The organism is Roseicyclus persicicus, from assembly GCF_012395815.1.
In the GTDB taxonomy this organism is placed as follows: Bacteria; Pseudomonadota; Alphaproteobacteria; order Rhodobacterales; family Rhodobacteraceae; genus Roseicyclus; species Roseicyclus persicicus.
In genome coordinates, this window is record NZ_JAAZQQ010000002.1 from 501,015 (window position 1) to 527,001 (window position 25,987).

26 protein-coding genes and 1 tRNA gene are annotated in these 25,987 nt (G+C 68.7%); 18 read left to right on the forward strand and 9 right to left on the reverse strand.

Annotated elements, in window-relative coordinates:
* Positions 1 to 55 precede the first annotated feature (55 nt).
* The 17 genes from HCU73_RS07790 to HCU73_RS07870 all read left to right on the forward strand — a co-directional run bounded on the left by HCU73_RS07790 (position 56) and on the right by HCU73_RS07870 (position 15,180).
* Positions 56 to 793: a biotin/lipoate--protein ligase family protein gene (locus HCU73_RS07790; protein ID WP_168622853.1), complete on the forward strand. Its 738-nt coding sequence runs from the start codon at positions 56 to 58 to the stop codon at positions 791 to 793.
* Complete coding sequence (locus tag HCU73_RS07795) at positions 790 to 1,341, forward strand: DUF6505 family protein (protein ID WP_168622854.1); 552 nt, start codon at positions 790 to 792, stop codon at positions 1,339 to 1,341. The genes HCU73_RS07790 and HCU73_RS07795 overlap by 4 nt, the downstream gene beginning before the upstream one ends.
* Positions 1,341 to 2,330: a DUF6352 family protein gene (locus HCU73_RS07800; protein WP_168622855.1), complete on the forward strand. Its 990-nt coding sequence runs from the start codon at positions 1,341 to 1,343 to the stop codon at positions 2,328 to 2,330. The genes HCU73_RS07795 and HCU73_RS07800 overlap by 1 nt, the downstream gene beginning before the upstream one ends.
* 15 nt (positions 2,331 to 2,345) lie before the next feature.
* Positions 2,346 to 2,885: a DUF3305 domain-containing protein gene (locus HCU73_RS07805; RefSeq protein WP_168622856.1), complete on the forward strand. Its 540-nt coding sequence runs from the start codon at positions 2,346 to 2,348 to the stop codon at positions 2,883 to 2,885.
* Positions 2,882 to 3,562: a DUF3306 domain-containing protein gene (locus HCU73_RS07810; protein WP_168622857.1), complete on the forward strand. Its 681-nt coding sequence runs from the start codon at positions 2,882 to 2,884 to the stop codon at positions 3,560 to 3,562. The genes HCU73_RS07805 and HCU73_RS07810 overlap by 4 nt, the downstream gene beginning before the upstream one ends.
* Before the next feature lie 189 nt (positions 3,563 to 3,751).
* Positions 3,752 to 4,357 carry a TorD/DmsD family molecular chaperone gene (locus HCU73_RS07815; RefSeq protein ID WP_168622858.1) on the forward strand — a complete coding sequence of 202 codons (606 nt, stop codon included), beginning with the start codon at positions 3,752 to 3,754 and terminating at the stop codon, positions 4,355 to 4,357.
* 87 nt (positions 4,358 to 4,444) lie between these two features.
* Positions 4,445 to 4,660 (forward strand): hypothetical protein, encoded by a 216-nt coding sequence (locus HCU73_RS07820; RefSeq protein WP_168622859.1) that lies wholly within the window; start codon positions 4,445 to 4,447, stop codon positions 4,658 to 4,660.
* On the forward strand, positions 4,660 to 7,632 hold the full coding sequence (locus tag HCU73_RS07825) for a formate dehydrogenase subunit alpha (RefSeq protein WP_168622860.1): 2,973 nt from the start codon (positions 4,660 to 4,662) through the stop codon (positions 7,630 to 7,632). Before HCU73_RS07820 ends, HCU73_RS07825 begins: the two co-directional genes overlap by 1 nt.
* Before the next feature lie 15 nt (positions 7,633 to 7,647).
* The gene (fdh3B, locus tag HCU73_RS07830; protein WP_168622861.1) at positions 7,648 to 8,244 is read left to right on the forward strand and encodes a formate dehydrogenase FDH3 subunit beta; all 597 of its coding nucleotides are present in this window, start codon (positions 7,648 to 7,650) and stop codon (positions 8,242 to 8,244) included.
* A gap of 11 nt (positions 8,245 to 8,255) precedes the next feature.
* Positions 8,256 to 9,248: a formate dehydrogenase subunit gamma gene (locus HCU73_RS07835; protein ID WP_168622862.1), complete on the forward strand. Its 993-nt coding sequence runs from the start codon at positions 8,256 to 8,258 to the stop codon at positions 9,246 to 9,248.
* Between the two features lie 83 nt (positions 9,249 to 9,331).
* Entirely contained in the window at positions 9,332 to 10,423 is a 1,092-nt protein-coding gene (locus HCU73_RS07840; protein WP_168622863.1) for a P-loop NTPase, read from the forward strand.
* Positions 10,424 to 10,436: 13 nt separating this feature from the next.
* On the forward strand, positions 10,437 to 10,592 hold the full coding sequence (locus HCU73_RS07845) for a hypothetical protein (protein ID WP_168622864.1): 156 nt from the start codon (positions 10,437 to 10,439) through the stop codon (positions 10,590 to 10,592).
* Positions 10,593 to 10,655: 63 nt separating this feature from the next.
* Positions 10,656 to 11,867, forward strand: a complete 1,212-nt coding sequence (locus tag HCU73_RS07850) for a c-type cytochrome (RefSeq protein ID WP_338052030.1) — start codon at positions 10,656 to 10,658, stop codon at positions 11,865 to 11,867.
* A 61-nt stretch (positions 11,868 to 11,928) separates the two neighbouring features.
* On the forward strand, positions 11,929 to 12,804 hold the full coding sequence (locus tag HCU73_RS07855; protein ID WP_168622866.1) for a formate dehydrogenase accessory sulfurtransferase FdhD: 876 nt from the start codon (positions 11,929 to 11,931) through the stop codon (positions 12,802 to 12,804).
* The gene (gene mobA / locus HCU73_RS07860; RefSeq protein ID WP_168622867.1) at positions 12,801 to 13,412 is read left to right on the forward strand and encodes a molybdenum cofactor guanylyltransferase MobA; all 612 of its coding nucleotides are present in this window, start codon (positions 12,801 to 12,803) and stop codon (positions 13,410 to 13,412) included. Before HCU73_RS07855 ends, mobA begins: the two co-directional genes overlap by 4 nt.
* Positions 13,409 to 13,900, forward strand: coding sequence for a molybdopterin-guanine dinucleotide biosynthesis protein B (gene mobB, locus HCU73_RS07865; RefSeq protein WP_168622868.1), 492 nt, complete (start codon positions 13,409 to 13,411; stop codon positions 13,898 to 13,900). Before mobA ends, mobB begins: the two co-directional genes overlap by 4 nt.
* Positions 13,897 to 15,180: a molybdopterin-binding protein gene (locus tag HCU73_RS07870; protein WP_338052031.1), complete on the forward strand. Its 1,284-nt coding sequence runs from the start codon at positions 13,897 to 13,899 to the stop codon at positions 15,178 to 15,180. Before mobB ends, HCU73_RS07870 begins: the two co-directional genes overlap by 4 nt.
* Here the strand turns inward: HCU73_RS07870 and HCU73_RS07875 are convergent.
* The gene (locus HCU73_RS07875; protein ID WP_168622869.1) at positions 15,164 to 15,394 is read right to left on the reverse strand and encodes a sulfurtransferase TusA family protein; all 231 of its coding nucleotides are present in this window, start codon (positions 15,392 to 15,394) and stop codon (positions 15,164 to 15,166) included. The genes HCU73_RS07870 and HCU73_RS07875 overlap by 17 nt on opposite strands.
* A gap of 416 nt (positions 15,395 to 15,810) precedes the next feature.
* Positions 15,811 to 15,900: transfer RNA gene (locus tag HCU73_RS07880), tRNA-Ser, on the reverse strand.
* A gap of 147 nt (positions 15,901 to 16,047) precedes the next feature.
* Here HCU73_RS07880 and HCU73_RS07885 point away from each other — a divergent pair.
* Positions 16,048 to 18,414, forward strand: coding sequence for a 1-deoxy-D-xylulose-5-phosphate synthase N-terminal domain-containing protein (locus HCU73_RS07885; RefSeq protein ID WP_168622870.1), 2,367 nt, complete (start codon positions 16,048 to 16,050; stop codon positions 18,412 to 18,414).
* Positions 18,415 to 18,488: 74 nt separating this feature from the next.
* On the opposite strand, the gene HCU73_RS07890 is transcribed toward HCU73_RS07885, so the two are convergent.
* From HCU73_RS07890 to HCU73_RS07920, 7 genes are all read right to left on the reverse strand, one after another.
* Entirely contained in the window at positions 18,489 to 19,283 is a 795-nt protein-coding gene (locus HCU73_RS07890; protein WP_168622871.1) for an FAD binding domain-containing protein, read from the reverse strand.
* A gap of 15 nt (positions 19,284 to 19,298) precedes the next feature.
* Complete coding sequence (locus HCU73_RS07895; protein WP_168622872.1) at positions 19,299 to 21,659, reverse strand: xanthine dehydrogenase family protein molybdopterin-binding subunit; 2,361 nt, start codon at positions 21,657 to 21,659, stop codon at positions 19,299 to 19,301.
* Between the two features lie 24 nt (positions 21,660 to 21,683).
* Entirely contained in the window at positions 21,684 to 22,154 is a 471-nt protein-coding gene (locus tag HCU73_RS07900; protein WP_168622873.1) for a (2Fe-2S)-binding protein, read from the reverse strand.
* 238 nt (positions 22,155 to 22,392) lie between these two features.
* A complete protein-coding gene (locus HCU73_RS07905) occupies positions 22,393 to 23,646 on the reverse strand; it encodes a vWA domain-containing protein (protein WP_168622874.1) in 1,254 nt (417 codons plus the stop codon).
* Positions 23,646 to 24,560: an AAA family ATPase gene (locus HCU73_RS07910; RefSeq protein ID WP_338052032.1), complete on the reverse strand. Its 915-nt coding sequence runs from the start codon at positions 24,558 to 24,560 to the stop codon at positions 23,646 to 23,648. The genes HCU73_RS07905 and HCU73_RS07910 overlap by 1 nt, the downstream gene beginning before the upstream one ends.
* Before the next feature lie 59 nt (positions 24,561 to 24,619).
* Positions 24,620 to 25,018, reverse strand: coding sequence for a carboxymuconolactone decarboxylase family protein (locus tag HCU73_RS07915; RefSeq protein WP_168622876.1), 399 nt, complete (start codon positions 25,016 to 25,018; stop codon positions 24,620 to 24,622).
* Positions 25,019 to 25,059: 41 nt separating this feature from the next.
* Entirely contained in the window at positions 25,060 to 25,983 is a 924-nt protein-coding gene (locus HCU73_RS07920; RefSeq protein WP_168622877.1) for a LysR family transcriptional regulator, read from the reverse strand.
* Positions 25,984 to 25,987 lie beyond the last annotated feature (4 nt).

A 25,987-nucleotide genomic window follows, 5' to 3' on the forward strand; every position in this document is an offset into this window, starting at 1 on the left:
TCGGGTGTAATCTGAACCGCGTGGGATGGGTAGCGGTCTCGGGAGGGAAAATCGGATGACGCTGGTCGGGGAGGATCGTCTTGCCGCGCCGAAGGTGGTTCTGCCGCCGCCGTTCACGCTGCATCGCACCCTAGGGCGCGATGTGCTGGCCGAGGGGGTGGCGCTTGCGCCCAGCGAAGGGGCGGGGACGCTGGTGCTGCACCAGTCGCCCGGTCTCTTGGCCTTTGCGGTGGTTCTGGAACCCGAACAGGCACTGGTCGAGGCGCAGCTTGCCTTTCTCTTGGGCATGACGGCGCTGGGCGATGCGCTGGCCGCGCATTGCCCGCCCGACCGGCCCGTCAGGCTGAACTGGCCTGACGAGGTTCTGTTCGACGGCGCGCGCATCGGAGGCGGTCGTTTCGCCATTGCGCCCGGCACCGCCGAGGATGGCGTGCCGGACTGGATGGTCTTTGCCGCCGAACTGATCGCCGACCGCGACCACATCGCCGAGCCGGGCGCCTACCCGGACAGCACGTCGCTGCAAGAGGAGGGGTTCGATCCGGCCGAGGATATCGTGTCGACCTTCGCCTCCTACATGATGCTCTATTTCGACCGCTGGGCGCATGAAGGCTTTGCCGCCGTGTCGAACCGGTTCCTGATGCGGGTCGATCCGCCGCTGCTGCGCGGGGTGCGCCGGATCGAGGGGGATCGGATGCTGGAAATCACGCCGTCCGGCGGCGGGCGCCGGATGCCGCCGCTGCGCGAGGCCCTGGCCTTGCAGGCATGGCGTGACGAGACAGGGCCCAAGCTGTGACACGCCTGCCGCGCACGATCCGGCTTGACCCGTCGGACCGCCACATCTTCGCCCATGCCGCCGAACCGGGCGAATGGGCGGTGCCGGGCACCTTCCTGTTCTGGGGGCGTGCGCCCGACAGCCTTACCCGGAAGGAGGCCATCGCCTTTCGCTCGGGGTTTCTGGGCGTGGACAGTTTCGGCCATTCGACGCTTGTGACCGTGCAGGAGGCCCGCCCCGACGAACGCGCCGCGATGGTCGAGGCGCTGGCGGATCAACTGGTGGCGCAGCTGGGCGCACCGTCGCGCGACATTGCACGCCCTGCCGCCGAACAGGAGGTGGCGCTCGCCGAAAGCCTGTGCGCCGATCACGGCATCGGCACGCTCATCGCGCTGCATCGCAGGCATGGCGAGGATGGCGAGATCCGCGAGCAGTTCCGCACCCTGCGCCCGCGTGACGAAACCGCGTTTTCCGCGTCGCACCTGATGGGCCATGACCGGGCGTTTCAGTTCTTCGAGGAAGAGAGCGAGGATCACGTCGATCTGTTTCAATTGCGGGGGCAGGACTGATGCCGGAATTCTGGGTCGCCTCGGGGCATCATCTGGCGCGGCTGGACCGTGCAGGCCGGATGGTGGTGACGGACGAGCTTTTGCTGGCATGGCTTGCCCGCCCGGAAATCGTGCCGCCGCCCGAGGCCTGCGCGACCGAGCGCGCCGTTCATGCCCGCCTGATGGATCATCCGCGCGCGGCGGTGCCGGCGCTGGAACTGGCCGCGATGAAGGACCCGGATGCGCGCGAGAACTGGCAATTCTTCCTGACGCTGCGCGACCGTCTGCTGCAGGCGGGCACGATCGAGGACGGCTACGCCGCGATCATGCGCGAGGGGCTGCGCCTGCCGGTCGTGTTCCTGTCGCAGCTGGTGCAGCTGATCTTGCGCAACGCGCTGGACGGCTGCGGCGATCCGCAGGTGCTGCGCGCCGCCGAATGCCTGTTCCGGCCGCAGCGCGCCCATGTGAAGGACGGCATGGTCCTGATGGCCGACGAGGAGCTGGTGGCGCTGTTCGAGGCCGACATGCACGCCTCGCCGCTCATGGCGATGTTCTCGGGCGGGATCGACAGCCTCGACGTTCTGGGCGGCGGCAATGAATGGACCTACTGGTCGCGGTCGGACGCCCATACGATGATCTACAATTTCGGCGGCGACCCCGAGGCGCGGCGCGGCATGGCCGAGGCGCTTGCGGCCTTCATCGGCCATATGCTGGGCATGACGGTCAGCGTCACGCCGCAGACCCGTGTCGACGACGTGGACCTGCGCTGGTACGTTGGGCTTGACCCGAACGGCACGGCCATCGGCGATGCGCTCTGGCACGGTCGGCCGCTGCCTGCCAGCCTGATCGGGGTGTTCCGCCTCGAATTCGCCGATCCGTCGGTCCTACGGGCCGACATGGTGGGGCATCCGGTCTGGCTGTTGCTGGGGCTCGGGCAGGACGGAGCGGTGCGGATGAAGCCGCAGAACCTGTTGACCGGCCTGCCGCTGGCCGAACCGCATCTGCACTGAAACGGAGGGGATGACATGCCAAGGGAGATCATCCGAATCGGTGTGGTGGCGGAACGTCGCCCGCCCGTGACCCGGTGGAGCACCGGGGAATTGCGCCCGCTTCTGGTCCTGCCGGTCGAACCCGCGACGCCGCCCGGCACGCGTCTGGGCACCGAGGGCGGGGTCGAGACCTGGTATCTGGGGGGGCGCGACATGGTGCTCTGGTCCGGGGATGCCGGACATCACCGCGACAACCTGATGTCGGGGCGTCCGTCCGTCTGGGTCGCCCTGCGGGGCACGGACCCTGCGCGGGCCGAGGTCATGGCGGTCACCGTCGATCCCTACGAGGGGGAGGGGCTGGCCTCGGACCCAGAGTTGATCGTCGATGCGGTGCCGATGCCCGAGCCGGTCGCCCGCGCGGTTGCGGCCTTTTCCGACCGGCATTTCGTCGACATGCCCTTCAAGAAGCGCAAGCGCCTGCCAGCCGATCCCAATTCGATTGCGGCGCGCGCGCCCCGCGTGCTTCAGCCCGAGGACAAGTGGGAGAATCGCAAGGGCCGGAGGTCTGACCCATGAGCGGGGACGAACCCGAGGGTTTTCTGGGTCGCTGGTCTCGCATCAAGCGGACCGCCGCCCGGCCGGAACCGGAGCCGGAGCCCGAAAGTCTGCCCGACCCGGACAGTCCCGAGACCGACCCGGAGCCGGAGGGCGTGGCCGAGGCCGAGGCCGATCCTCCGACGCTCTCGGACGAGGAACTGGCAGCGCTGCCGAGGATCGAGGATCTTGTTCAAGGCAGCGACATCCGTCCGTTCCTGCGAGCGGGCGTGCCGCGGGCGCTCAAGAACGCCGCCCTGCGCCGCATGTGGATGCTGACGCCCGCCATCCGCGATCATCGCGACCCGGCGGTCGATTACGCCTGGGATTGGAACACGCCCGGCGGGGTGCCCGGCGACGGCGTTGCCCCATCCCCCGAACGCGCGGCAGAGATGCTCAAGTCGCTCCTGTCGCCGCGGCAGACCAAATCCGAGGCCGATGCCGAGGCCGAGGGTGCCGGCGACGGCGAGGCGGGTGCGGATCAACCGACGGAAGGCGCCGGGGATGAAAGGTCTTGCGAGGTCAAGACGATAGCCCCGACACCCGGGGCGCCATCATCGGAACAGCGACGCGATGAAGGGGGGCCAGGCGATCCCGAGTCGGTCGCCGAACCCGATCCGCCCGTGCGCAGGCGGCATGGATCGGCACTGCCGGGATAGCCGTTTTCGTGCCGGGCGGGGTGCGCGCGCCTTGCCGGTCTGTGGGTTCGAAAAAAACCGACCGGGGCATCCGGAAAAAATGCATGCATTTGACAAATTTCGCTTGACCAGACGGCCCCGCTGGCAATGCTGTTGGGCTAGGGCATGCGATCATATACAATGACCGCGTGAGGGAAGAGAACGCGACTCATGAAAACCAGCAAGCCGGAAAGCCGGCCAGCTAGTGATGTGGAGAACGCAGCACGAGGCGATACCTATCGCTTCGTGGCTACCCTCCTTGCGGCCGCGCCCTCGCAGGAGATCCTGAACGGTGTTGCTGGTCTTGCCGGCGACGCCACTGCCTTTGGGCAGGCCGTCACGGCCTTGGCCCGCGCCGCGCGCGCGACCGATGCGGCAAAGGTCGAGCGGGAGTTCTTCGAGCTTTTCATCGGCGTCGGTCGGGGCGAGCTGTTGCCTTATGCCAGCTTCTACCAGACCGGCTTCCTGAACGAACGGCCGCTGGCCGAGGTCAGGGCCGATCTTTCCCGTTTGGGGATCGCGCGAGCCGAGGGGCGATTCGAGCCCGAGGACCACATCGCGCTGCTGTTCGAGGTGATGGCCGATCTTGCCTCGGGGGCGGTGCAGACGCCGGCGACGATTCAGGCCGCCTTCTTCGGTCGGCACATCGAGCCGTGGGCGGCGCAGTTCTTCGACGATCTCGCCATCGCGCCGAGCGCATCCTTCTACCGGGCGGTCGCCGAGGTTGGCCGATTGCTCGTGGACATCGAGGCGCGGGCGTTTTCGCTCGCGGCCTGACGCAGGGACCGGCCATCGGTCCGACCATACGAATGAACGACACTCGGACAGGTCACGGGCCTGAACCGAAGCAGAAAGGGGAACGACATGACCAGCAAGACACCCACTCCGATCAGCCGGCGGGCTTTTCTCGGGACCACGGCTGTCGGCGCAACCGCATCCGTCGCACTCGGCGCCGGATCGGCGCGGCCTGCCTTTGCGCAGGAAACGGGCGATGAGCGCACGCGCGCCCGCTACCAGCTGACTGAACATGTCGAGACCTACTACCGGACCAACCGCTATTATCCCCGGGGTACCAACTGATGCTCGTTAAGCGCAGAAACGGTGACACCGCCTCGACCGGGCGCCTGTCACAGATGGCGAATGCCGTTTCGGCCCGCCCGCTCGATCGCCGCAGCTTTCTGCGGGCTTCTGGTCTGACCGTCGGCGGTCTGGCCGCACTGGGCACGCTGGGTGCCGGCATGACCCGTCGGGTGGAGGCCGCCGAGGGCTTCACCGACATGTCGCAGCCCATCGAGATCCGCACCAACATCTGCACCCACTGCTCGGTGGGCTGCACGGTGAAGGCCGAGGTCCAGAACGGCGTCTGGGTCGGCCAGGAGCCGGCGTACAACAGCCCGATCAACCGCGGCACGCATTGCGCCAAGGGCGCATCGGTGCGCGAGCTCGTGCATGGCGACCGCCGGATCAAGTATCCGATGCGGAAGGTCGGCGGCACCTGGGAACGGATCAGCTGGGACCAGGCCCTGACCGAGATTTCCGAGAAGATGACCGAGATCCGCGGCCGGTCGGGCGCGGATTCCGTCTACCTGCTGGGCTCCGCCAAGTTCTCGAACGAAGGCGCCTACCTGTTCCGCAAGTTCGCGGCCTTCTGGGGCACCAACAACGTCGACCACCAGGCGCGCATCTGCCATTCCACGACCGTGGCGGGCGTTGCGAATACCTGGGGCTACGGCGCCATGACCAACAGCTACAACGACATCCGCAACTCCAAGACCGTGATCTTCATGGGATCGAACGCGGCCGAGGCGCATCCCGTCTCGCTGCAGCACATCCTCGAAGGCAAGGAAACGCAGCGCGCGAATGTCATCGTGTTCGACCCGCGGTTCACCCGGACCGCGGCGCATGCGACCGAATATGTCCGCTTCCGTCCCGGCACCGATATCGCCGTGATGTACGGGATGCTCTGGCACATCTTCGAGAACGGCTGGGAAGATCGCGACTACATCGCGAGCCGCGTCTGGGGCATGGATCAGATCCGCGAAGAGACGCGGGCCTATCCGCCCGAGGTGGTGGAGCGGATCACCGGCATCGACGGCGAGACCCTGCGTCGCGCCGCCGACAAATTCGCCAATGAACGCCCCTCGACCTTCATCTGGTGCATGGGCGGCACGCAGCACACGGTCGGCACCGCAAACGTGCGGATGTACAACAACCTGCTTCTGGCCACCGGCAACGTGGGCGGCGAGGGCAATGGTGCCAACATCTTCCGCGGCCATTGCAACGTGCAGGGCGCGACCGACTTCGGTCTCGATGTGGGCAACCTGCCTTGCTACTACGGGCTGGGCGCGGGGGCGTGGCAGCACTGGGCGCGCGTCTGGGATGTGCCCTACGAGTATTTCGTGGGCCGGTTCGACGCCGTGGCCGCCAAGGGCGGGCGCGATGCGCGCACGCCGGAACAGAACATGGAAGTGGCCGGGATCACCTCGACCCGCTGGTTCGACGCGGTCACGATCGACCCCGAGGACATCGACCAGGCCGACAACATCAAGGCGATGCTCGTGTTCGGCCATGGCGGCAACACCGTGCCCCGGATGCAGGACGCGCAGCGCGGCATGGATGCGCTCGACCTGCTGGTGGTGGCCGACCCGCATCCGACGACCTTCGCGGCGCTGCATTCGCGCACCGACAACACCTACCTGCTGCCGATCTGCACGCAGTTCGAATGCTCGGGCTCGCGCACGGCGTCCAACCGTTCGGTCCAGTGGGGCGAGAAGGTGGTCGAACCCATCTTCGAATCCGACAATGACTATGCGGTGATCTACGGCCTGGCCGAACGCCTCGGGTTTGCGGACGAGATGTTCAAGAACTACGAGATGGTGCAGGGCAAGTTCGGCATGGAACCCACGCCGGAATCCGTGCTGCGCGAGATCAACCGGGGTGGCTGGTCGACCGGCTACACCGGCCAGAGCCCCGAGCGGCTCAAGGCGCATATGGCCAACCAGCAGCATTTCGACCTCGTCACGCTGCGGGCCCTGCCCGACGCGCCCGAGGAAATCCGCGGTGACTACTACGGTCTGCCCTGGCCCTGCTGGGGCACGCCCGAGCTGCGCCATCCGGGCACCCATATCCTCTACAACACGAACCTGCACCCGATGGAGGGCGGCGGTGCCTTCCGTCCGCGCTTTGGCCTTGACCGCGACGGGGAAACCCTGCTCGCCGAAGGCAGCTGGCCCGCAGGGTCCGAGATCGAGGACGGCTATCCGCAGTTCACCTATGGTGTGCTGCAGCAGCTCGGCTGGGATACCGACCTGACGCCCGAGGAGCTGGCCACGATCCAGAGCATCGGCAACAACGACCCCGAGGCGATGGCCGCCGTGTCCTGGTCGCTCGACCTGTCGGGCGGCATCCAGCGGGTGGCGCTCCAGCATGGCTGTGTGCCCTTCGGCAACGGCAAGGCCCGCGCGGTGGCGTGGAACCTGCCCGACCCGATCCCGGTCCACCGCGAGCCGATCTATTCGCCGCGCGCCGACCTGGTCGCCGAATACCCGACCCGCGAGGACGGCCGTCAGCAGCGGATGCCGAACATCGGCCTGACGCTGCAGACCGCCAACCTGGAAAACCGCGTGGCGGAACAGTTCCCGATCATCCTGACCTCGGGCCGTCTGGTGGAATACGAGGGCGGTGGCGAGGAAACCCGGTCGAACCCGTGGCTTGCGGAATTGCAGCAGGACATGTTCGTCGAGATCAACCCGGCCGACGCATCGTCGCGCGGGATCGTCGATGGCGGGTGGGTCTGGGTGACCGGCCCCGAGGGCGGATCGCGGGCGCGCGTCAAGGCGCTTGTGACCGAACGCGTCGGGCCGGGCGTGGCCTTCATGCCCTTCCACTTCGCGGGTTGGTTCCAGGGCGAGGACCAGCGGGGCAAGTACCCCGAAGGCACCGACCCCATCGTCCTTGGCGAATCCGTCAACGTCATCACCACCTACGGCTACGACCCCGTGACCGGGATGCACGAAGGCAAGGTCACCCTTTGCCAGATCGCCGCGGCCTGAAGGAGCAAATAGCAAATGGCACGTCTCAAGTTCCTGTGCGACGCCGACCGCTGCATCGAATGCAACGCCTGCGTCACCGCCTGCAAGAACGAGCATGAGGTTCCGTGGGGCATCAACCGGCGCCGCGTGGTCACCATCAACGATGGCCTGCCGGGCGAACGCTCGGTCTCCATGGCCTGCATGCACTGCACCGATGCGCCCTGCGCCTCGGTCTGCCCGGTCGACTGTTTCTACACGACCGATGATGCCGTGGTCCTTCACAACAAGGACACCTGCATCGGCTGTGGCTATTGCTCCTACGCCTGCCCCTTCGGTGCGCCGCAGTATCCGCAGACCGCCAACTTCGGCACGCGCGGCAAGATGGACAAATGCACCTATTGCTCGGGCGGTCCCGAGCCGGACATGAGCGAGGTGGAATACATCAAGTACGGCTCCAACCGCCTTGCGGAAGGTAAGCTGCCGCTCTGCGCGGAGATGTGTTCCACCAAGTCGCTCCTGGCCGGGGACGGCGACATCATCGCGGAAATCTACCGCGAGCGTGTCGTGACGCGTGGCTACGGTTCGGGTGCCTGGGGCTGGCGCACGGCCTATGGCGAAACCGTGACGGTCTGAAGGGAATGAAGATGGCACATAACATCCACCGTCTGGTCGTTGCGTTGGGGCTTGCCCTGACGCTCGGCCTCTTCGCGCCGCAGGCCATCGCGCAGGTCAATCCGACCGCGCAATCGGTGACCGAGGACGCGCTCTTCGAAGCGCTGGGCAATGGCGGCAGCGTCACCGGGCGCATCACCATTCCCGATGCACATGCGGGCCAGCTGATCGCGCCGGAAAACCGGGTTTGGGCGGCGCTGCAGGGCGAGACGCTGCACACGATCTCGATCTGGGCCGTCATCGGCATGGTCGCGCTTCTGACGCTGTTCTACCTCGTCCGGGGCAAGATCCGCATCGATGGCGGGATGTCGGGCCGCAAGATCCTGCGCTTCAACGCGATCGAGCGTTTCGCGCATTGGACCCTTGCCTCGACCTTCATCATCCTGGCGCTGTCGGGGCTCAACATCATCGTCGGGCGCACGGTCCTGCTGCCCATGATCGGTGAGGGCGCGTTCGGCACGCTGAGCGCATGGGGCAAGATCGCACACAACTTCCTGGCCTGGCCCTTCATGGTCGCCCTGGTCATGATCGTGGTGCTGTGGTTGATCCACAACATCCCCAACAAGGTCGACATGGAGTGGATCAAGCAGGGTGGCGGCCTTCTGAAGAAGGGCGTTCACCCGCCAGCCAAGAAGTTCAACGCCGGGCAAAAGCTGATCTTCTGGTCGGTCGTCCTGGGTGGCGCGGCGCTGTCCTTCACCGGCGTGATGATGCTCTTCCCGAACGAGGTGGCGACCTTCGCCGACTGGCAGTTCTACCAGACCATCCACGCCCTGACGGCCGCCGTCCTGTCGGCCATCATCATCGCGCACATCTACATCGGCTCTGTCGGGATGGAGGGCGCGTTCGATGCCATGGGCTCGGGCGAGGTCGACGAGAACTGGGCGAAAGAGCATCACTCGCTCTGGGTCGAGGAAGTGAAGGGCGACACCGGCTCCAAGGCGCGCCCGCACCCGGCCGAGTGATCGCGCCCTGACGAAACCATTGTTCGGCCCCGTGCGAAGGACGCATGGGGCCGATTTCGCCTCAAATCCGATGGACGGAACCCGTGTCGGACACGAACGACAACCAGGTGATCGAGGCATTGCAGGGCCTGACATTGCCCGATGGCACCCCGCTTGTCGCCTCGGACCGGCTGTCCGGGGCAACGGTCGACGGCCATCGTGTCAACCTGTCGATCCGCACGAGCCCGGCCGAGGCGGCCGCGCTTGCCGCGTTGCGCGATGAGGCAGAGGCCCGCCTGCGCCGTCTGCCCGGCGTGACCAGCGCCTTTGTCGTCCTGACCAGCGAAACGCAGGGTGCGAAACCCGCCCCGCCGTCGCTGACCACGCCCAAGGCCGAAAAGCCCGATCCGCTGGCCGCGGTGGGCCACGTGATCGCGGTCGCTTCCGGCAAGGGGGGCGTTGGCAAATCCACCACCACGGTCAACCTTGCGCTGGCGCTTCGGGCGCAGGGCCTGTCTGTCGGCATTCTTGACGCCGATATCTACGGGCCGTCGCTCCCCACACTTCTGGGCCTGCATGGCAAACCGCAGGCTGCGGGCCGCAAGCTCAAGCCGATGCAGGCCTATGGCCTCAAGGCGATGTCGATGGGCCTGCTGGTCGAGGCCGAGGCCGCGATGGTCTGGCGCGGACCCATGGTCATGTCGGCCATCACGCAGATGATGGCGGATGTGGATTGGGGACCGCTCGATATCCTGCTGGTCGACATGCCGCCCGGCACGGGCGACGCGCAACTGGCCCTGGCACAGGGCACCCGCCTGTCGGGGGCCGTGATCGTTTCGACCCCGCAGGATCTGTCGCTGATCGACGCGCGGCGCGGCATCTCGATGTTCCGCAAGGTCGATGTGCCGATCCTTGGCATCGTCGAGAACATGGCGCATTTCATCTGTCCCGATTGCGGTGGGGCGCATGCCATCTTTGGCCAGGGCGGTGCCGAGGCCGAGGCTGCCCGGCTTGCCGTTCCCTTCCTCGGGGCTGTTCCCCTGACCGTGGAGCTGCGCGCGGCCTCGGACGCGGGCCAGCCCATCACCGCCCGCGACCCGGATGGTCCGCTGGGCAGACTCTATCAACAGATCGCCCGGGCCGTTCTGGCCGGGCTGGAACCCCGACAGCGGGCGGCCCAGCCGATCCGCACCTGACAGGAGACCCACCATGAAAGCTTTCCTCGCCGCCGTGATCTTTGCCGTCGCGCTTGCCGCTGGCGCGTCCTTCGTTCTGAACGACAGCTACCAGACCCCGGCCTCGGCAGCCTTCACCACCGAAGGCGCGCGCGTGGGCGATCCCGGCTCGAACCTGCTGACCAACTGATCTCACGAGGTCGCGCGCATCGTGTTGCGTGGTCTTCGCACCCTGCTGTGCGCAGGGGTCCTTGTGCCTGCTTTCGTTGCCGTTGCCGCAGCGCAGGGCCAGTCAGGCCATGCGGGACCGGTCAGCGCCTTGGCAGCCGATGGCACCCGGTTGATTTCGGGCGGGTTCGACGGGCGGACGATCATCTGGTCGCCCGATCTCCAGACCGCGCGGGGCGTCGAACGGTTTCATGACGGCAATGTCACCGCGACCGCACTGCTGGCCGACGGGCGGCACCTGACGGGCGGACAGGACGGGCGGGTCGCACTTTGGGGTGACGCAGGCGATCCGGTCTTTGCCACGCCGCATGGCGTTTCGCCGGTTGCCGCGCTGGCGGTCGCGCCGGATGCGTCGGTGATCGCGGTCGGCTTCTGGGACGGGCGGTTGGTGCTCATGGGCCTGGATGGGCGCGAGATCGCGAGCGTGCAGGCCCATACCGGTCGGCTCGCGGGGCTGGCCTTTCTGCCTTCGGGCGATCTGGTCAGCGTGGGCGGCGATCTCCGTTTTGCCCGTTGGGACCGGTCGCTGTCGCTTCAGGCCAGCGCCGGTCTGCCCGATCTGCCGAACGGGTTGGCGCGCGTCGGCGACAGGCTGGCCGTGATCTTTGCCGAGGGCGCCCTGCGGCTGTTCTCGCCCGACGGCGAGGTCTTGCCCGAACGGTTCCTGAGCGAACGGCCCTTGGTTGCCGTCACCGCGTCGCCCGATACGGTCGTGGCGGCAGCGGTCGATGGCACGATCTGGATTCTCGGGGCGGAAACCTTGCAGGTCCGCGCCGAGATCGCGCCCGAGGGGGGGCCGGTCTGGGCGCTGGCGCTTGCGGGCGACACGTTGGTCGCGGGCGGGGCATCGGGAACGATCCGCCGCCACGCCATCGCCGATGGCGCGCGGATCGGGCAGGCGCAAAGCGTCATCGCCGATGCCTATGACGACGGCAGCCGTGGGGCCGAGGTCTGGCGCGCCTGTGCCATCTGCCATTCGCTGGAACCGGGCGATCATTCGCGCGCGGGGCCCAGCCTGCACGGCATTTTCGACCGGCCCATCGCGTCGGTCGAGGGCTACGCCTTTTCGCCCGCGTTGCGGGATCTGGACATCGTCTGGACGCCGGAAACCGTTGCGGCCTTGTTCGAGGTGGGCCCCGAGATCTACACGCCCGGCTCGCGCATGCCCGATCAACGCGTGGCCGATCCCGCAGACCGGCAGGCCCTTGTCGAGTTTCTGGACCGTGCCAGCCGGTGATGTGCGCTGGCCCCTCCCGGCCCATGCGCTATACATCACCAACCACCACGCAGGAGCGTCCATGCTGCCAAAGCTGCCCCTTTTGCCCGATCCCGAGGCCGCACGTCTGACGCGCGCGGTGCGTGGGCATGATCACACCGGCGCCGAGGTGGAATTGGCTGTGGTCGAGGAACGGCCCCTGACCATCTACCTCAACAGCCAGGAGATCGTCACCGCCATGACCATCGGGGATTACCCCGAATACCTGGCGCTTGGCTTCCTGCGCAATCAGGGCATGTTGCGCGATGGCGACCGGGTGACCGGCGTGGACTATGACGAGGATATCGAAACCGTCGTCGTGCGCACCGACCGCCAGACAAGCTACGAGGACAAGCTGAAGAAGAAGACCCGCACCTCGGGCTGCGCGGTGGGCACCGTCTTTGGCGACATGATGGAGGGGCTGGAAGGTGTGACCCTGCCCGAGGCGGAGCTGCGCACAAGCTGGCTTTACGCGCTCTCGCGGCAGATCAACACGCTGCCCTCGCTCTACCTGACCGCAGGCGCGATCCATGGCACGGTGCTGTGCCAGGGCGACAAGGTCTTGGTCTACATGGAGGATGTCGGACGCCACAACGCGGTCGACAAGATCGCGGGCTTCATGCTGCACCATGATGTGCCTGCGGCGGACAAGATCCTCTACACCACGGGCCGCCTGACCTCCGAGATGGTGATCAAGACGGCGATGATGGGCATTCCGATCCTTGCCTCGCGCTCGGGTTTTACCGCCTGGGGGGTGGAGATCGCGCAGGAGCTTGGCCTGACGCTCATCGGGCGGATGCGCGGGCAGAGGTTCGTGTGCCTGTCGGGCGAAAGCCGCCTGATCCGCGATGCCGATCTGTCCGCTGTCCCCGACGAGGACCGCCGCCACCGCCGCAAGGGCGCGGAGGATGACGGATGAGCGCGCCGCTGGGGGTCATTCTGGCCGGTGGCCGGGCCACCCGCATGGGCGGCGGCGACAAGGGTCTGCGTGAGGTGGGCGGGCGACGCCTGATCGATCACGTGATCGACCGGCTTGGGCCCCAATGCGGCGCCATGGCGATCAACGCCAATGGCGATCCCGCGCGGCTGGCGGAATTCGGGCTGCCGGTCGTTGCCGACAGCCTTGCCGATCACCCGGGACCTTTGGCCGGGGTTCTGGCGGGTCTGGATTGGGCGGCGGGGCAGGGGGCCACGGCCATCGTCACGGCGGCGGCCGACACGCCCTTCTTTCCCACCGATCTGGTGGCGCGGTTGCAGGCGTCAGCCGGTTCCTCGGGGCTTTGCCTTGCCGCAAGCCCGGACGAGACCGGGCGGGTGCAGCGCCATCCGACCTTCGGCCTCTGGCCCGTGGCGCTGCGCGACGATCTGCGCGCGGCGCTCGTCGGCGGGTTGCGCAAGATCGTGATCTGGACCGATGGCCATGGCGCGGGTCAGGCGGTCTTTGACAGCGCGCCCTTCGATCCCTTTTTCAACGTGAACACGCCCGAGGATATCGCGGCCGCCGAAGCGCTGATGGGCGCGGCATGAGGGTCTATGGCGTCACCGGCTGGAAGAACACCGGCAAGACCACGCTGACCGAACGGCTGGTGGCGGAGCTGGTGGGGCAGGGTTTGCGCATCTCGACCGTCAAGCATGCCCATCACGCGACCGAGATCGACCATCCCGGCCGCGACAGCCATCGCCACCGCCAGGCGGGGGCGGGGCAGGTGATCGTGGCCTCGCCGGTCCGTTGGGCGCTGATGACCGAGCTGCGCGGGGCCGAGGAACCCGCGCTGTCCGATCTGCTCGCCCATCTCGATCCCTGCGATCTGGTGCTGATCGAGGGGTACAAGACTGCACCGCACCCCAAGATCGAAACCCACCGCAAGGCAGCGGGCCGCGATCTCCTGGCGCTGCACAACCCCACCATCCGCGCCATCGCCGCCGACGGGCCGGTGGACAGCGCCTTGCCGCGGTTCGATCTGGACGATGTCGCGGGCATCGCCCGGTTCATCCGTGCGGAGGTGGGGCTGTGAGCGACGCGCTGATCCCGCCGCGCCTGCGCAACGACTGTTTCGCGATGCCGCAGGGTGTGGCCTGGGTGCCGGTCGATGAGGCGCTGGCCCTTTTGCGCGCGCGGCTGCACGCCGTGACCGTCCCCGAGGATGTGCCGACAGCCGGGGCGCAGGGCCGCATCCTGGCCGCCCCCGTGACGGCGCGCCGGTCGAACCCGCCGCGCCCCAATTCCGCGGTCGATGGCTATGGGTTCGCCCATGCCGCGACGGGCGACGGGGTGCAGCGCCTGCCGCTTGTGCCCGGTCGCGCGGCGGCGGGCCAACCCTTTGACGGGGAGGTGCCGCCCGGTCAGGCCCTGCGCATCCTGACGGGCGCGATCCTGCCCGACGGGATCGATACCGTCGTGCTCGAGGAAGACTGCGCCACCGATGGGCAGGTCGTGGCCTTCGACGGGCCGGTCAAGCGCGGGATCAACACCCGCAAGGCGGGCGAGGACGTGACCGAGGGCGCGACGATCCTGCCCGCGGGTCGCCGGCTCACCCCCGCCGATCTGGCGCTTTTGTCGGCTGTCGGCGTGGCGCGCGTGGCCGTGCATCGTCGCCTGCGGGTGGGCGTTCTGTCGACCGGGGACGAGCTTCTGCCCGATCCTGCCCGGGATGCCGCCCCGCACCAGATTTTCGATGCCAACCGCCCCATGCTCCTGGCGTTGATCGCCGCCTGGGGCTTTGAGCCTGTCGATCTGGGCCATGCGCCCGATGATGCCGATGTGATCGCGGCGCGGCTCGATCACGGGGCGCGGCATGCCGATGCGATCCTGACCTCGGGCGGCGCCTCGGCAGGGGACGAGGATCATGTCTCGCGGCTGTTGCGCGAGCGCGGCACCCTGTCGAGCTGGCGGATCGCGGTCAAACCGGGCCGTCCCTTGGCGCTGGCCCTCTGGGGTGGGGTTCCGGTCTTTGGCCTGCCCGGCAATCCGGTCGCGGCGCTCACCTGTGCCCTGGTCTTTGCCCGCCCCGCGCTGTCGCTCCTGGCGGGGGCGGGCTGGCTGGACCCCCAGGGCTTCACCGTGCCCGCGGCCTTCACCAAGAAGAAAAAGGCCGGGCGGCGCGAATTCCTGCGCGCACGGTTGACAGAAGATGGCGCGGCAGAGGTCTTCGCCTCGGAAGGGTCGGGGCGGATCTCGGGGCTGAGCTGGGCCACGGGGCTTGTGGAATTGCCGGACGAGGCCTGTGCCATCGCGCCGGGCGATCCGGTCCGCTACATCCCCTATGCCTCGTTCGGGATCATGTCCGCCGGATGAGATAGGCCTGCGCGCCGTCGCCCGCGTCCTCGACCCCCAGAAGCTCGTGACCGCTTTCGGCGCAGAAATGGGGCACATCCACAACAGCCGCCGGATCGCTCGCCAGAAGCCGCAACACCTGCCCCGGCTGCATGGATTTCAACCGCTTGCGCGCCTTGAGAACCGGCAGCGGGCAGAGCAGGCCCAATGTGTCCAGCGTCGCATCCTCGGCCATCTGTGCCTCATGTGTCATGCAGCGCCGCGCCCTTGCGGCGCTCGCGGTCTCGCGCTGACGTGCTAGTGCAAATATCCCGCATTTCGCAAGGTCAAGCTGACCCGTCGGTCGCGCTTTGCCGGTCCATTCCGACAGCGGGCGAGAACTTTCATCTCACGCTCACGAAGGTTCCGGGACGATCACGCCGCACATCGCCACGCGCCTGGAGGAGGGTGGTGACCTGCTCCCCGGAGCATCCTCGATCACTAGTAAGTCTCTTCCGGTTTTGTTCTTTCTCCGACCGGTTGACGTATTCGCGCGGCATGAGCCCGTGAGCTCTCACGGTGCGTCTCAGGCAGGCGCGAGCACCCGCAAGTCCCGTCGATACAGGGGAAATTCCAAGCGGTCTTGCTATGGGCCGGTGAGACAGGGGTCGGTGGCGGAGGAGGTGGGATTCGAACCCACGGTACGGTCTCCCGCACGCCGGTTTTCAAGACCGGTGCCTTAAACCGCTCGGCCACTCCTCCGTAGCGACAAGCCCTACGGCCGGCGCGGCGATTCTGAAAGCCGCCAAGGACCGGTTGCGACATGTGCGCCGGCGGCGGGGCCTTGAGGCCCCGGCCGATATCCCCGACGATCCGCGCTGCGCACAGGACCAGACCCGGAGGACCGACATGACCGCGGACGCCCGCCACCTGAAGACGATCGAGCAGCGGCTTCTGTGGCTGTCGCACTGGATGATCCACCACGCCAACCACATCCGCCCCAAGGTGGACGGCATCAAGATCGGCGGGCACCAGGCGTCGTCGGCCTCGATGGTGTCGATCCTGACCGCGCTCTATTTCTCGGCGTTGCGGCCCGAGGACCGGGTGGCGGTCAAGCCCCACGCCGCGCCGGTGTTCCACGCGATCCAGTACCTGATGGGCAACCAGACCCGTGACCGGATGGAGGCGTTCCGCGGCCTCGGCGGGGTGCAGAGCTACCCCAGCCGCACCAAGGACGTGGACGACGTGGATTTCTCCACCGGCTCGGTCGGCCTCGGCGTCGCGATCACGGCCTTCGCCTCGCTGGTGCAGGATTACGTCGCCGCCAAGGACTGGGGCGCGGGGCAGCCCCTCGGGCGGATGGTGGCGCTGGTGGGCGATGCGGAGCTGGACGAGGGCAACGTCTACGAGGCGCTGCAGGAGGGGTGGAAGAACGACCTGCGCAATTGCTGGTGGATCATCGACTACAACCGCCAGTCGCTCGACGGGATCGTGCGCGAGGGGCTGTTCGGGCGCATCGAGAAGATCTTCGACGCCTTCGGCTGGGACGTGGTCAGGGTGAAATACGGCGCGCTGCAGCGGGCGGCCTTTGCCGAGCCCGGCGGCGAGGCACTGCGCGACTGGATCGACCGCTGCCCCAACGCGGAATACGCCGCGCTGACCTATATGGGCGGCGCGGTCTGGCGGAAGCGGCTGATGGACGACCTCGGCGACCAGGGCGACGTGACCGCGCTGATCGACCGGCGGACGGACGCGGAGCTGGCCGCGCTGATGGAGAACCTCGGCGGCAACTGCGTGCAGACCATGGCCGAGACCTTCGCGCGGATAGACCACGACCGGCCGACCTGTTTCCTGGCCTACACCATCAAGGGCTGGGGCACCCCCATCGCGGGCCACAAGGACAACCACGGCGGGCTGATGACCAAGGCGCAGATGGCCGACTGGCAGCGCCACATGGGCGTGCCCGAGGGGCAGGAGTGGGAGCCCCTCGCGGGCGTGGCCGACGTAGCCGCCCTGCGGGCGTTCCTCGACCGGGTGCCGTTCTTCGCCAAGGGGCCGCGCCGCTTCACCGACGCCAAGCTGCCCGCGCCGAGGATCGAGATTTCGACCGACCGGGAGATCTCGACCCAGGCCGCCTTCGGCAAGATCCTCGACGATCTGGCCAAGGGCGACAGCGCGCTGGCGGCGCGGATCGTGACCACCTCGCCGGACGTCACCGGCACCACGTCCCTCGGCCCCTGGGTGAACCGGCGCAAGCTCTTCGCCCGCACCGCGCGCGAGGACGCCTTCATCGAGCACCGCATCCCCTCGACCGCGAAGTGGGAGTTCGCCCCGCAGGGCCAGCACATCGAATTGGGCATCGCCGAGATGAACCTGTTCCTGCTGCTGTGCGCCGCGGGCCTGTCGCACAGCCTGTTCGGCAAGCGCCTCATCCCCATCGGCACGGTCTACGACCCCTTCGTCCACCGCGGCCTCGATGCGCTGAACTACGCCTGCTACCAGGACGCGCGGTTCCTGATCGTCGGCACGCCCTCGGGCGTGACGCTGGCCCCCGAGGGCGGCGCGCACCAGTCGATCGGCACGCCGCTCACCGGCATGGCGCAGGACGGGCTGGCGAGCTTCGAGCCGGCCTTTGCCGACGAGCTGGCGGTGATCCTCGAATGGGCCTTCGACTACCTCCAGCGGGATGGCGAAGGCGACCCGGACGAACGGACATGGCTCAGGGACGAGACCGGCGGGTCGGTCTACCTGCGGCTGACGACGAAGCCCTTGGAGCAGCCGGGCAAGCGCCACGACGACGCGTTCCGGCAAGGCGCCATCGACGGGGCCTACTGGCTGCGCCCGCCGGGGCCGAACTGCGAGGTGGTGATCGCCTACCAGGGTGCCGTCGCCGACGAGGCCATCGCGGCGGCGGGCCTCATCGCCGGCGGGCGGCGCGACGTGGGCGTGCTGGCCGTGACCTCGGCCGACCGGCTGAACGCGGGCTGGACCGCGGCGCAGCGGGAACGGGCCCGCGGCAACCCGGACGCGCTGGCCCATGTGGAGCGGCTCCTCGCCCCGCTGCCCCGGCACTGCACGCTGGTGACCGCGATCGACGGCCACCCCGCGACGCTGGCGTGGCTCGGCTCGGTGGCCGGGCACCGGACGATCCCGCACGGGGTGGAGCATTTCGGCCAGACCGGCACCATCGGCGACCTCTACCGCCAGTTCCGCATCGACCGCGACGCGCTGGTCGCCTCGGTCAACGGGCTGACCGCGGGGGCGGGGCTCGGCTAGGGCAGGGGGCCCGGAAACGGAACCGGCCCGCGGGGGGCATCCCCGCGGGCCGGTCCTTTGCCTTGTCGTGCCGATCAGGCCGCGGCGGCGACCGCGCGTTTGGCCATGACCTTCACCAGATGCGCCCGGTAGGCGGCATCGCCGTGGATGTCCGACAACAGCCCGTCGGCCGAGACCGATACGCCGTCCACCGCCTCGGGCGCGAAGCGGGCCGACAGCGCGGCCTCGAGCCCGTCATGCCGGAACACGCCGTCCTGCCCCGCGCCCGTCACCGCGACGCGGACGCCCGCGCCGGTCTGGGCCACGTAGACCCCCACCATCGCGTAGCGCGAGGCGGGGTTGGGGAACTTGGCGTAGCCGCCCGACTTGGGCGGGGTGATCTTCACCGCGGTGATGATCTCGCCCGGTTCCAGCGCGGTGGTGAACATGCCCTGGAAATAGTCGTCCGCCGCGATCTCGCGCCGGTCGGTGACCACGGTCGCGTTCAGCGCCAGAATCGCCGAGGGGTAGTCGGCGGCCGGGTCGTTGTTGGCGATGGACCCGCCGATGGTGCCCATGTGGCGCACCGCCGGGTCGCCGATGCCCGCCGCGAGGCAGGCGAGCGAGGGAACGTGCTTCAGCACATCCGCGTTGCCCGCGACCTCGGCGTGGGTGGTGGCCGCGCCGATGACCAGCTTGCCGCCCTCGACCTTGACCCCGGACATGCCGGGGATCCTGCGCACGTCCACCAGGTCCGACGGGGCGGCCAGGTGCTGCTTCATCGTGGGCAGAAGGGTCTGGCCCCCCGCCAGCACCTTGGCGTCGTCCGAGGCCAGCATGGCCTTGGCGTCGGCCAGCGAGGCCGGGCGGTGATAGGAAACGTCATACATCTGTGGTCCCTCCCTTCACTCGGCCGCCATCGGGGCGCGCGCGGCGTTGAGCGCCGCCCAGACCCGTGCGGGCGTGGCCGGCATCTGCAGGTCGTTGGTGCCGATGGCATCCGTGATCGCGTTGATGACGGCGGGCGGGGCGCCGATGGCCCCGGCCTCGCCGCAGCCCTTGATGCCCAGCGGGTTGTTCGGGCAGACGGTGGTGTTGTGCTCGATCGTGTAGAACGGCACGTCGTCGGCCCGCGGCATCGCGTAGTCCATGTAGGACCCGGTCAGGAGCTGGCCGCCCTCGTCGTAGACCACCTGTTCCAGGATCGCCTGCCCGATGCCCTGCGCCACGCCGCCATGCACCTGCCCCTCGACGATGTTGGGGTTGATGATGGTGCCGAAATCGTCGGCGGCGGTGAACTGGACGATCTTGGTCACGCCGGTGTCGGGGTCGACCTCGACCTCGGCGATGTAGGCGCCGGCCGGGAAGGTGAAGTTCACCGGGTCGTAGAAGGCGCCTTCCTTCAGCCCCGGCTCCATGCCCGCGGGCAGGTTGTGCGCGGTGTAGGCGGCAAGGCCCACCTCGTGCCACGCCATCTTGCGGTCGGTGCCCGCGACCTTCACCTCGCCGCCCTCGATGACGATGTCGTCCTCGGAGGCCTCGAGCACATGAGCCGCGATCTTCTTCACCTTGGCCTCGACCTTGTCCATCGCCTTGACGATGGCCGACATGCCGACCGCACCCGAGCGCGAGCCGTAGGTGCCCATGCCCATCTGCACCTTGTCGGTGTCGCCATGCACGATCGACACGTTGTCGATCGGCACGCCGAAGCGGTCCGACACGATCTGGGCAAAGGTCGTCTCGTGGCCCTGGCCGTGGCTGTGGCTACCGGTCAGGATCTCGATGGTGCCCACCGGGTTCACCCGCACCTCGGCGGATTCCCAGAGGCCCACACCGGCCCCGAGGCTGCCCACCGCCGCCGACGGCGCGATGCCGCAGGCCTCGATGTAGCAGGAATAGCCGATCCCGCGCAGCTTGCCGCGCTTGGCCGCCTCGGCCTTGCGCGCCGGGAAGCCCGCGATGTCGGCGGCCTTGAGCGCCTTGTCGAGGTTGCCGGGGAAATCGCCCGAGTCGTAGTTCATGATGACGGGCGTCTGGTGCGGGAAGGACTGGATGAAGTTCCGCCGGCGCAGCTCGGCCGGGTCCATCCCCATCTCGCGCGCCGCCGTCTCCATCATGCGCTCGATCAGGTAGCAGGCCTCGGGCCGCCCCGCGCCGCGGTAGGCGTCGACCGGCACGGTGTTGGTGTAGACCGCCCGCACGTTGCAGTAGATGTTGTGGATGTCGTACTGACCCGACAGCAGCGTCGCATACAGGTAGGTCGGCACCGCCGACGAGAACAGCGACATGTAGGCGCCGAAGTTGGCCACCGTGTCGACGTGGAAGCCGGTGATCTTGCCGTCCTTGTCGAAGCCCATCTTCGCCGTGGTGATGTGGTCGCGGCCATGGGCGTCGGTCATGAAGGCCTCGGTCCGGTCGGACGTCCACTTCACCGAGCGCTTGGTCTTCATCGAGGCCCAGAGGCAGGTGATCTCCTCGGGGTAGATGTAGATCTTGGAGCCGAAGCCGCCGCCCACGTCGGGGGCGATCACGCGCAGCTTGTGCTCGGGCGCCACGTTGTAGAAGGCCGACAGCACGAGGCGCGCCACGTGCGGGTTCTGCGACGTGGTGTAGAGGGTGTAGTGATCCTCGGCCTCGTCGTAGGTGGCGACGGCCGAGCGCGGCTCCATCGGGTTCGGCGACAGCCGGTTGTTGGTGACGTGTAGTTCCGTCACATGGGCCGAGCCCTTGAGCGCCGCCTGCGTCGCGGCGTCGTCACCGATGCCCCAGTCGTAGATCAGGTTGCCCGGCGCATTGTCATGCACCTGCGGCGCGCCCTTGGCCAGCGCGCGGTCGGCGTGGGCCACGGCGGGCAGTTCCTCGTAGTCGACGACCACCGCCTCGGCGGCGTTGCGCGCCAGTTTCTGGCTGTCGGCGATGACCACGGCCACCGCGTCGCCCACGTAGCGCACCCGGTCGGTCGCCAGCGCTGACCACGGGCCCATGTTCATCGGGCTGCCGTCCTTGGAGTTGATGGCCCAGCCGCAGATCAGGTTGCCGATGCCGTCGCCCGTCAGCTGGGCGCCCGTCAGCACGGCCACCACGCCCTCCATCGCCTCGGCGGCCGAGGCGTCGATGCCCTTGACCTTCGCATGGGCGTGCGGGCTGCGCACGAAGGCCGCGTAGGCCTGGTTCTCCATGCGGATGTCGTCGGTGTACTTGCCCTTGCCGGTGATGAACCGCTTGTCTTCCTTGCGCTTCACGCGCGCGCCGATTCCGTCGCTCATGTCACTTTCCTCCCAAGGACCCGATCACATCTCGGCCGCGGCCTGCTGGATCGATTTCACGATGTTGTGGTAGCCGGTGCAGCGGCAGATGTTGCCCTCGAGCTCGTGGCGGATGGCCGCCTCGGTCAGCTCGCGGCCCTCGGCCTTGTAGCGGGCGACCATGTCGACGCCCGACATGATCATGCCCGGCGTGCAGAACCCGCACTGCAACCCATGGTTGTCGTTGAACGCCTTCTGCATCGGGTGCAGGTCGCCGTTGGCCAGCCCCTCGATGGTCGTCACCGTGGCCCCGTCGAGCGACGCGGCCAGCGCCGTGCAGGACTTGATCGCGCGGCCGTCCACATGCACCACGCAGGCGCCGCACTGGCTGGTGTCGCAGCCGACATGGGTGCCGGTCAGGCGCAGGTGCTCGCGCAGGAATTCCGACAGGAGCGTGTTGTCCGGAACGGCGCGTTTCACCGCTTTTCCGTTCACGGTCATGGATATGGTCGCCATTCTCTTCCTCCCTGGCTGCCGGGTCTTTCGCCCGGACACTGGCGGGGATGCGGCCGCCCCGGGGCGGCCGCCAACCCTGTGATGTCTGTTGTCTGTCGGGGATGCTGCACCGCGCGGCGCAGCCCCGGCTCCTCCTCCGTTCCCGTCGTCGGACAAGGCGGCGCGGGCCGGCCCTCCTCCGGGTCCGGGTCCGCCTCCGCCGGTCAGCCGCCGTGGCGGGTGCACGCCCGCGACGAGGTCACGGGTCAACCATAGCGGGCGCCGGACGTGACGCAACAGTTTTGACCGCGGTGCCGCGCGCCCCGCTCATCGCCGCCGACAGCGCGTCGAGGCTGTCCAGCGAGTGGCAGGCGTGGAGCCGGTCGACATGGGGCAGGATCGCGCGGATGCCGCCCGCGCGCGGCTCGAAGCCGTCCCAGCGCAGGAGCGGGTTGAGCCAGATGATCTGCCGGCACGACAGGCGCAGGCGGGCAATCTCCGCCTCCAGCACCGAGGTATCCCCACGCTCCAGCCCGTCCGAGATCAGGAGCACCACCGCCCCTTGCCCCAGCACCCGCCGCGACCAGTCGACGTTGAAGCGGCGGATTGCCTCGCCGATCCGGGTGCCGCCCTCCCAGTCGCGCGCATCGCGGCCCGCGGCGGCCAGCGCAAGGTCGGGGTCCTTCTGCGCGAGCGCCCGGGTGATGTTGGTCAGCCGGGTGCCGAAGGTGAAGACATGCACCTTGCCCCAGCCGCGGTCCGGCGCCCAGGTGATCGCGTGCAGGAAATGCACCAGCATCCGCGAATAGACCGACATCGAGCCGGAGATGTCGCACAGCGCCACGAGGTCCGGCGGCCGGCTCCGCCGCTGGCGCATCAGCACGGTTTCCACCTCGCCGCCCCGCCGCATCGCGCGCCGCAGCGTGCCGCGCAGGTCGGGGCGGGTGCCGTGGGGCGAGGGCGTGGTGCGCCGGGTCGGCACGGGCTTCACCGGCAGGTGCAGGGCGCGGACGGCGCGGGTCGCCTCGGCGATCTCGGCCGCGCTCATCTGCTCGAAATCCATCGACCGGAGCTTTTCCGACGCCGACCAGCTGATCCGCGCGTCCATCTCCAGCTCCTCGCGCACCGGCGTGCCCTCGGGCGGCTCGGGCGCGTCGGCCAGCGCCTCGGCCGCGCGGCGCTCGGCAGCCTTCTTCTTCCGCGCCTCGGCCTCGGTGCGCAGCGTGGGCGACATCAGGTGGATCATCTGCTCGATGAATTCCGGGTCGCGCCAGAACAGGGCGAAGCACTGGTCGAACAGCTCCAGGTGCTCGGCCCGGTGGATCAGGGTCGCGCGCAGGACGTGGTAGAAATCGGTCTTGTGGGTGAAGCCCGCGGCGGCCACCGCCTCGACCGCGCTCTGCACCTGCGCGGGGCCGACGCGGACCCCGGCCTTTCGCAGCGCGCGGGCGAAATGCACGATGTTCTCGGCCAACCGCCCCGCGGTCTCGGGCAGGGGGCGGGGGGGCGCCATCAGGACGCCCGGCCCACCTTGGCCCGCGCCTCGTTCAGGATGCGCGTGGCCTCGGAGCCGGCGATGCGGGCGATGTCGTCCTGGTATTTCAGCACGGCGCCGAGCGTGTCCGAGATCACCTCGGGCGACAGCGCCACGGTGTCGAGCGCGAGCAGGCACCGCGCCCAGTCGATCGATTCGGCTACGCCCGGCGTCTTGAACAGGTCCTCGGTGCGCAGCGACTGGACGAAGGCGATCACCTCGGCCGACAGCGTCTCGGTGATGCCGGGCACGCGGGCGCGCAGGATCTCCATCTCGCGGTCGAAGCTGGGGAAATCGACCCAGTGGTAGAGGCAGCGGCGCTTGAGCGCGTCATGCACCTCGCGGGTGCGGTTGGAGGTCAGGATGACGATGGGCGGCTCTTCGGCGCGGATGGTGCCGAGCTCCGGGATCGTCACCTGGAAATCCGACAGGGCCTCCAGCAGGAACGCCTCGAAGGGTTCATCCGTCCTGTCCACCTCGTCGATCAGCAGGACGGGCGGCCCCTCGGGGTGCGGCTCCATCGCCTCCAGCAGCGGCCGCCGGATCAGGTAGTCGCCGGAAAACAGCTCCGCCCGCAGCATCTCGCGGTCTGCGTTGCCCGCGGCCTCGGCGGTGCGGATGGCGATCATCTGCGCGGCGAAGTTCCATTCGTAGATGGCGGATGCCGCATCCAGCCCCTCGTAGCACTGCAGCCGGATCAGGCGGCGGCCCAAGGCGGCCGCAAGCGCCTTGGCGATCTCGGTCTTGCCGACGCCGGCCTCGCCCTCAAGGAACAGGGGCTTGCCCAGCGTCAGCGCGAGGAAGGCCACGGTGCCGAGTGGGCGGCCGCAGACGTAATCCTGCGCCGACAACAGCGCGATGGTCTCGTCGATGGACGTCGGGCGGTGGGCCACGGCTCCTCCTTCCGGGGCTGATCGGGTCAAGTCTTAGGGGGCGCTTGCCATGCTGTCCATCACGCCATCGGCAGGAGCCCGCGCTCCTCCAGCACCTTGCGGGCGACGCGGAAACACTCGTGCGCCTGCGGCACGCCGCAGTAGATCGCGACGACATGGCAGATCGCCCGGATCTCCTCGGCGGTGACGCCGTTGTTGATCGCGCCGCGGCAGTGCAGCTCCCATTCGTGCATCTTGCCCAGCGCCCCCAGCATGGCGAGGTTCATCATGCTGCGGGTCTTGGCGTCGATCGCGTCGTCGCCCCAGCCAAAGCCCCAGCACCACGCCGTCATCGCCTCCTGGAAGCCGCGGGTGAGGGCGTCGGCGTTGTCGAGGCTGGCCTGCACGTAGTCGGCCCCGAGCGTGGCCTTGCGCCGCGCCAGCCCCTTCTCGAACAGGTCATTGTCGAAGGTTCCCATGGCGGTGTCTCCCCTGTTGCGGCCCATGCCCGGGCCATGTTTCAGACCGCGTGCCCCCTGAGCGTCGCGATCAGGGCGGCGGTCTGCGGCGTGACGGTGGCCTTGTCCCGCACCGCGATCAACAGGTCGCGGGTGGCCCAGCTTTCGTCCAGCGGCACCATCGCCAGCCGCGTCGCGTCGAGGTAGGGTTCGACCGCGCCGAAGGGCAGCACCGCGATGCCGAGCCGCGCCTGCACCATGCGGCGCACACCGTCGAAGCTCTGGACCGCGACCTGGGTGCGGATGCGCGCGCCGATCTCCTCGGCGCGGCGGTCGAGCCAGGCCTGGATCGAACTGCCGGCCTGCAGCGCCACGAAGGGCTCGGCCACGATGTCGGACAGGTGCAGGCTGCGCCGCGCGGCCAGCGGGTGCTCGGCGGGCAGCACCACAACCAGCGTGTCGCGCCGGTAGGGGATCAGCACCAGCCCCGCGGCCTCGGTCAGCCCCGAGAAGATGCCCAGATCGGCCCGGCCCGCGCGGACGGCCTCCAGTACCTCGAGGCTGGTCATCTCGGTCAGGCGGATGTGCAGCTGCGGGTGGGCGGCGACGAATTCGGCCAGGTCCTCGGGCAGGAACTGCGAGATCGACGAGCTGTTGGCCGCGACCCGGATCGCGCCGCGCCGGCCGGTGGCGTGGGCGGCCATCTCGGCCTCCAGCCGCTCGACCGCGTCGCGCAGGCGTTCGGCGTGGCGCACCAGGTCGTGGCCCGCGGGCGTCAGCTCCACCCCCCGCCGGTGGCGGTGCAGGAGCGGCGCACCCACCAGCGCCTCGAGGTCGGCGATGCGCTTGCTGACGGCCGACGGCACCAGCCCGTGCAGCGCCGCGGCGTGCGCGATGCTGCCCGAGGCCGCGACCGACCGGAACAGCGCCAGCGTCACGAGGTCGTAGCCCCCGCCGGCCCGGGCGCGGGTGCCGGCATCGGCCATCGTG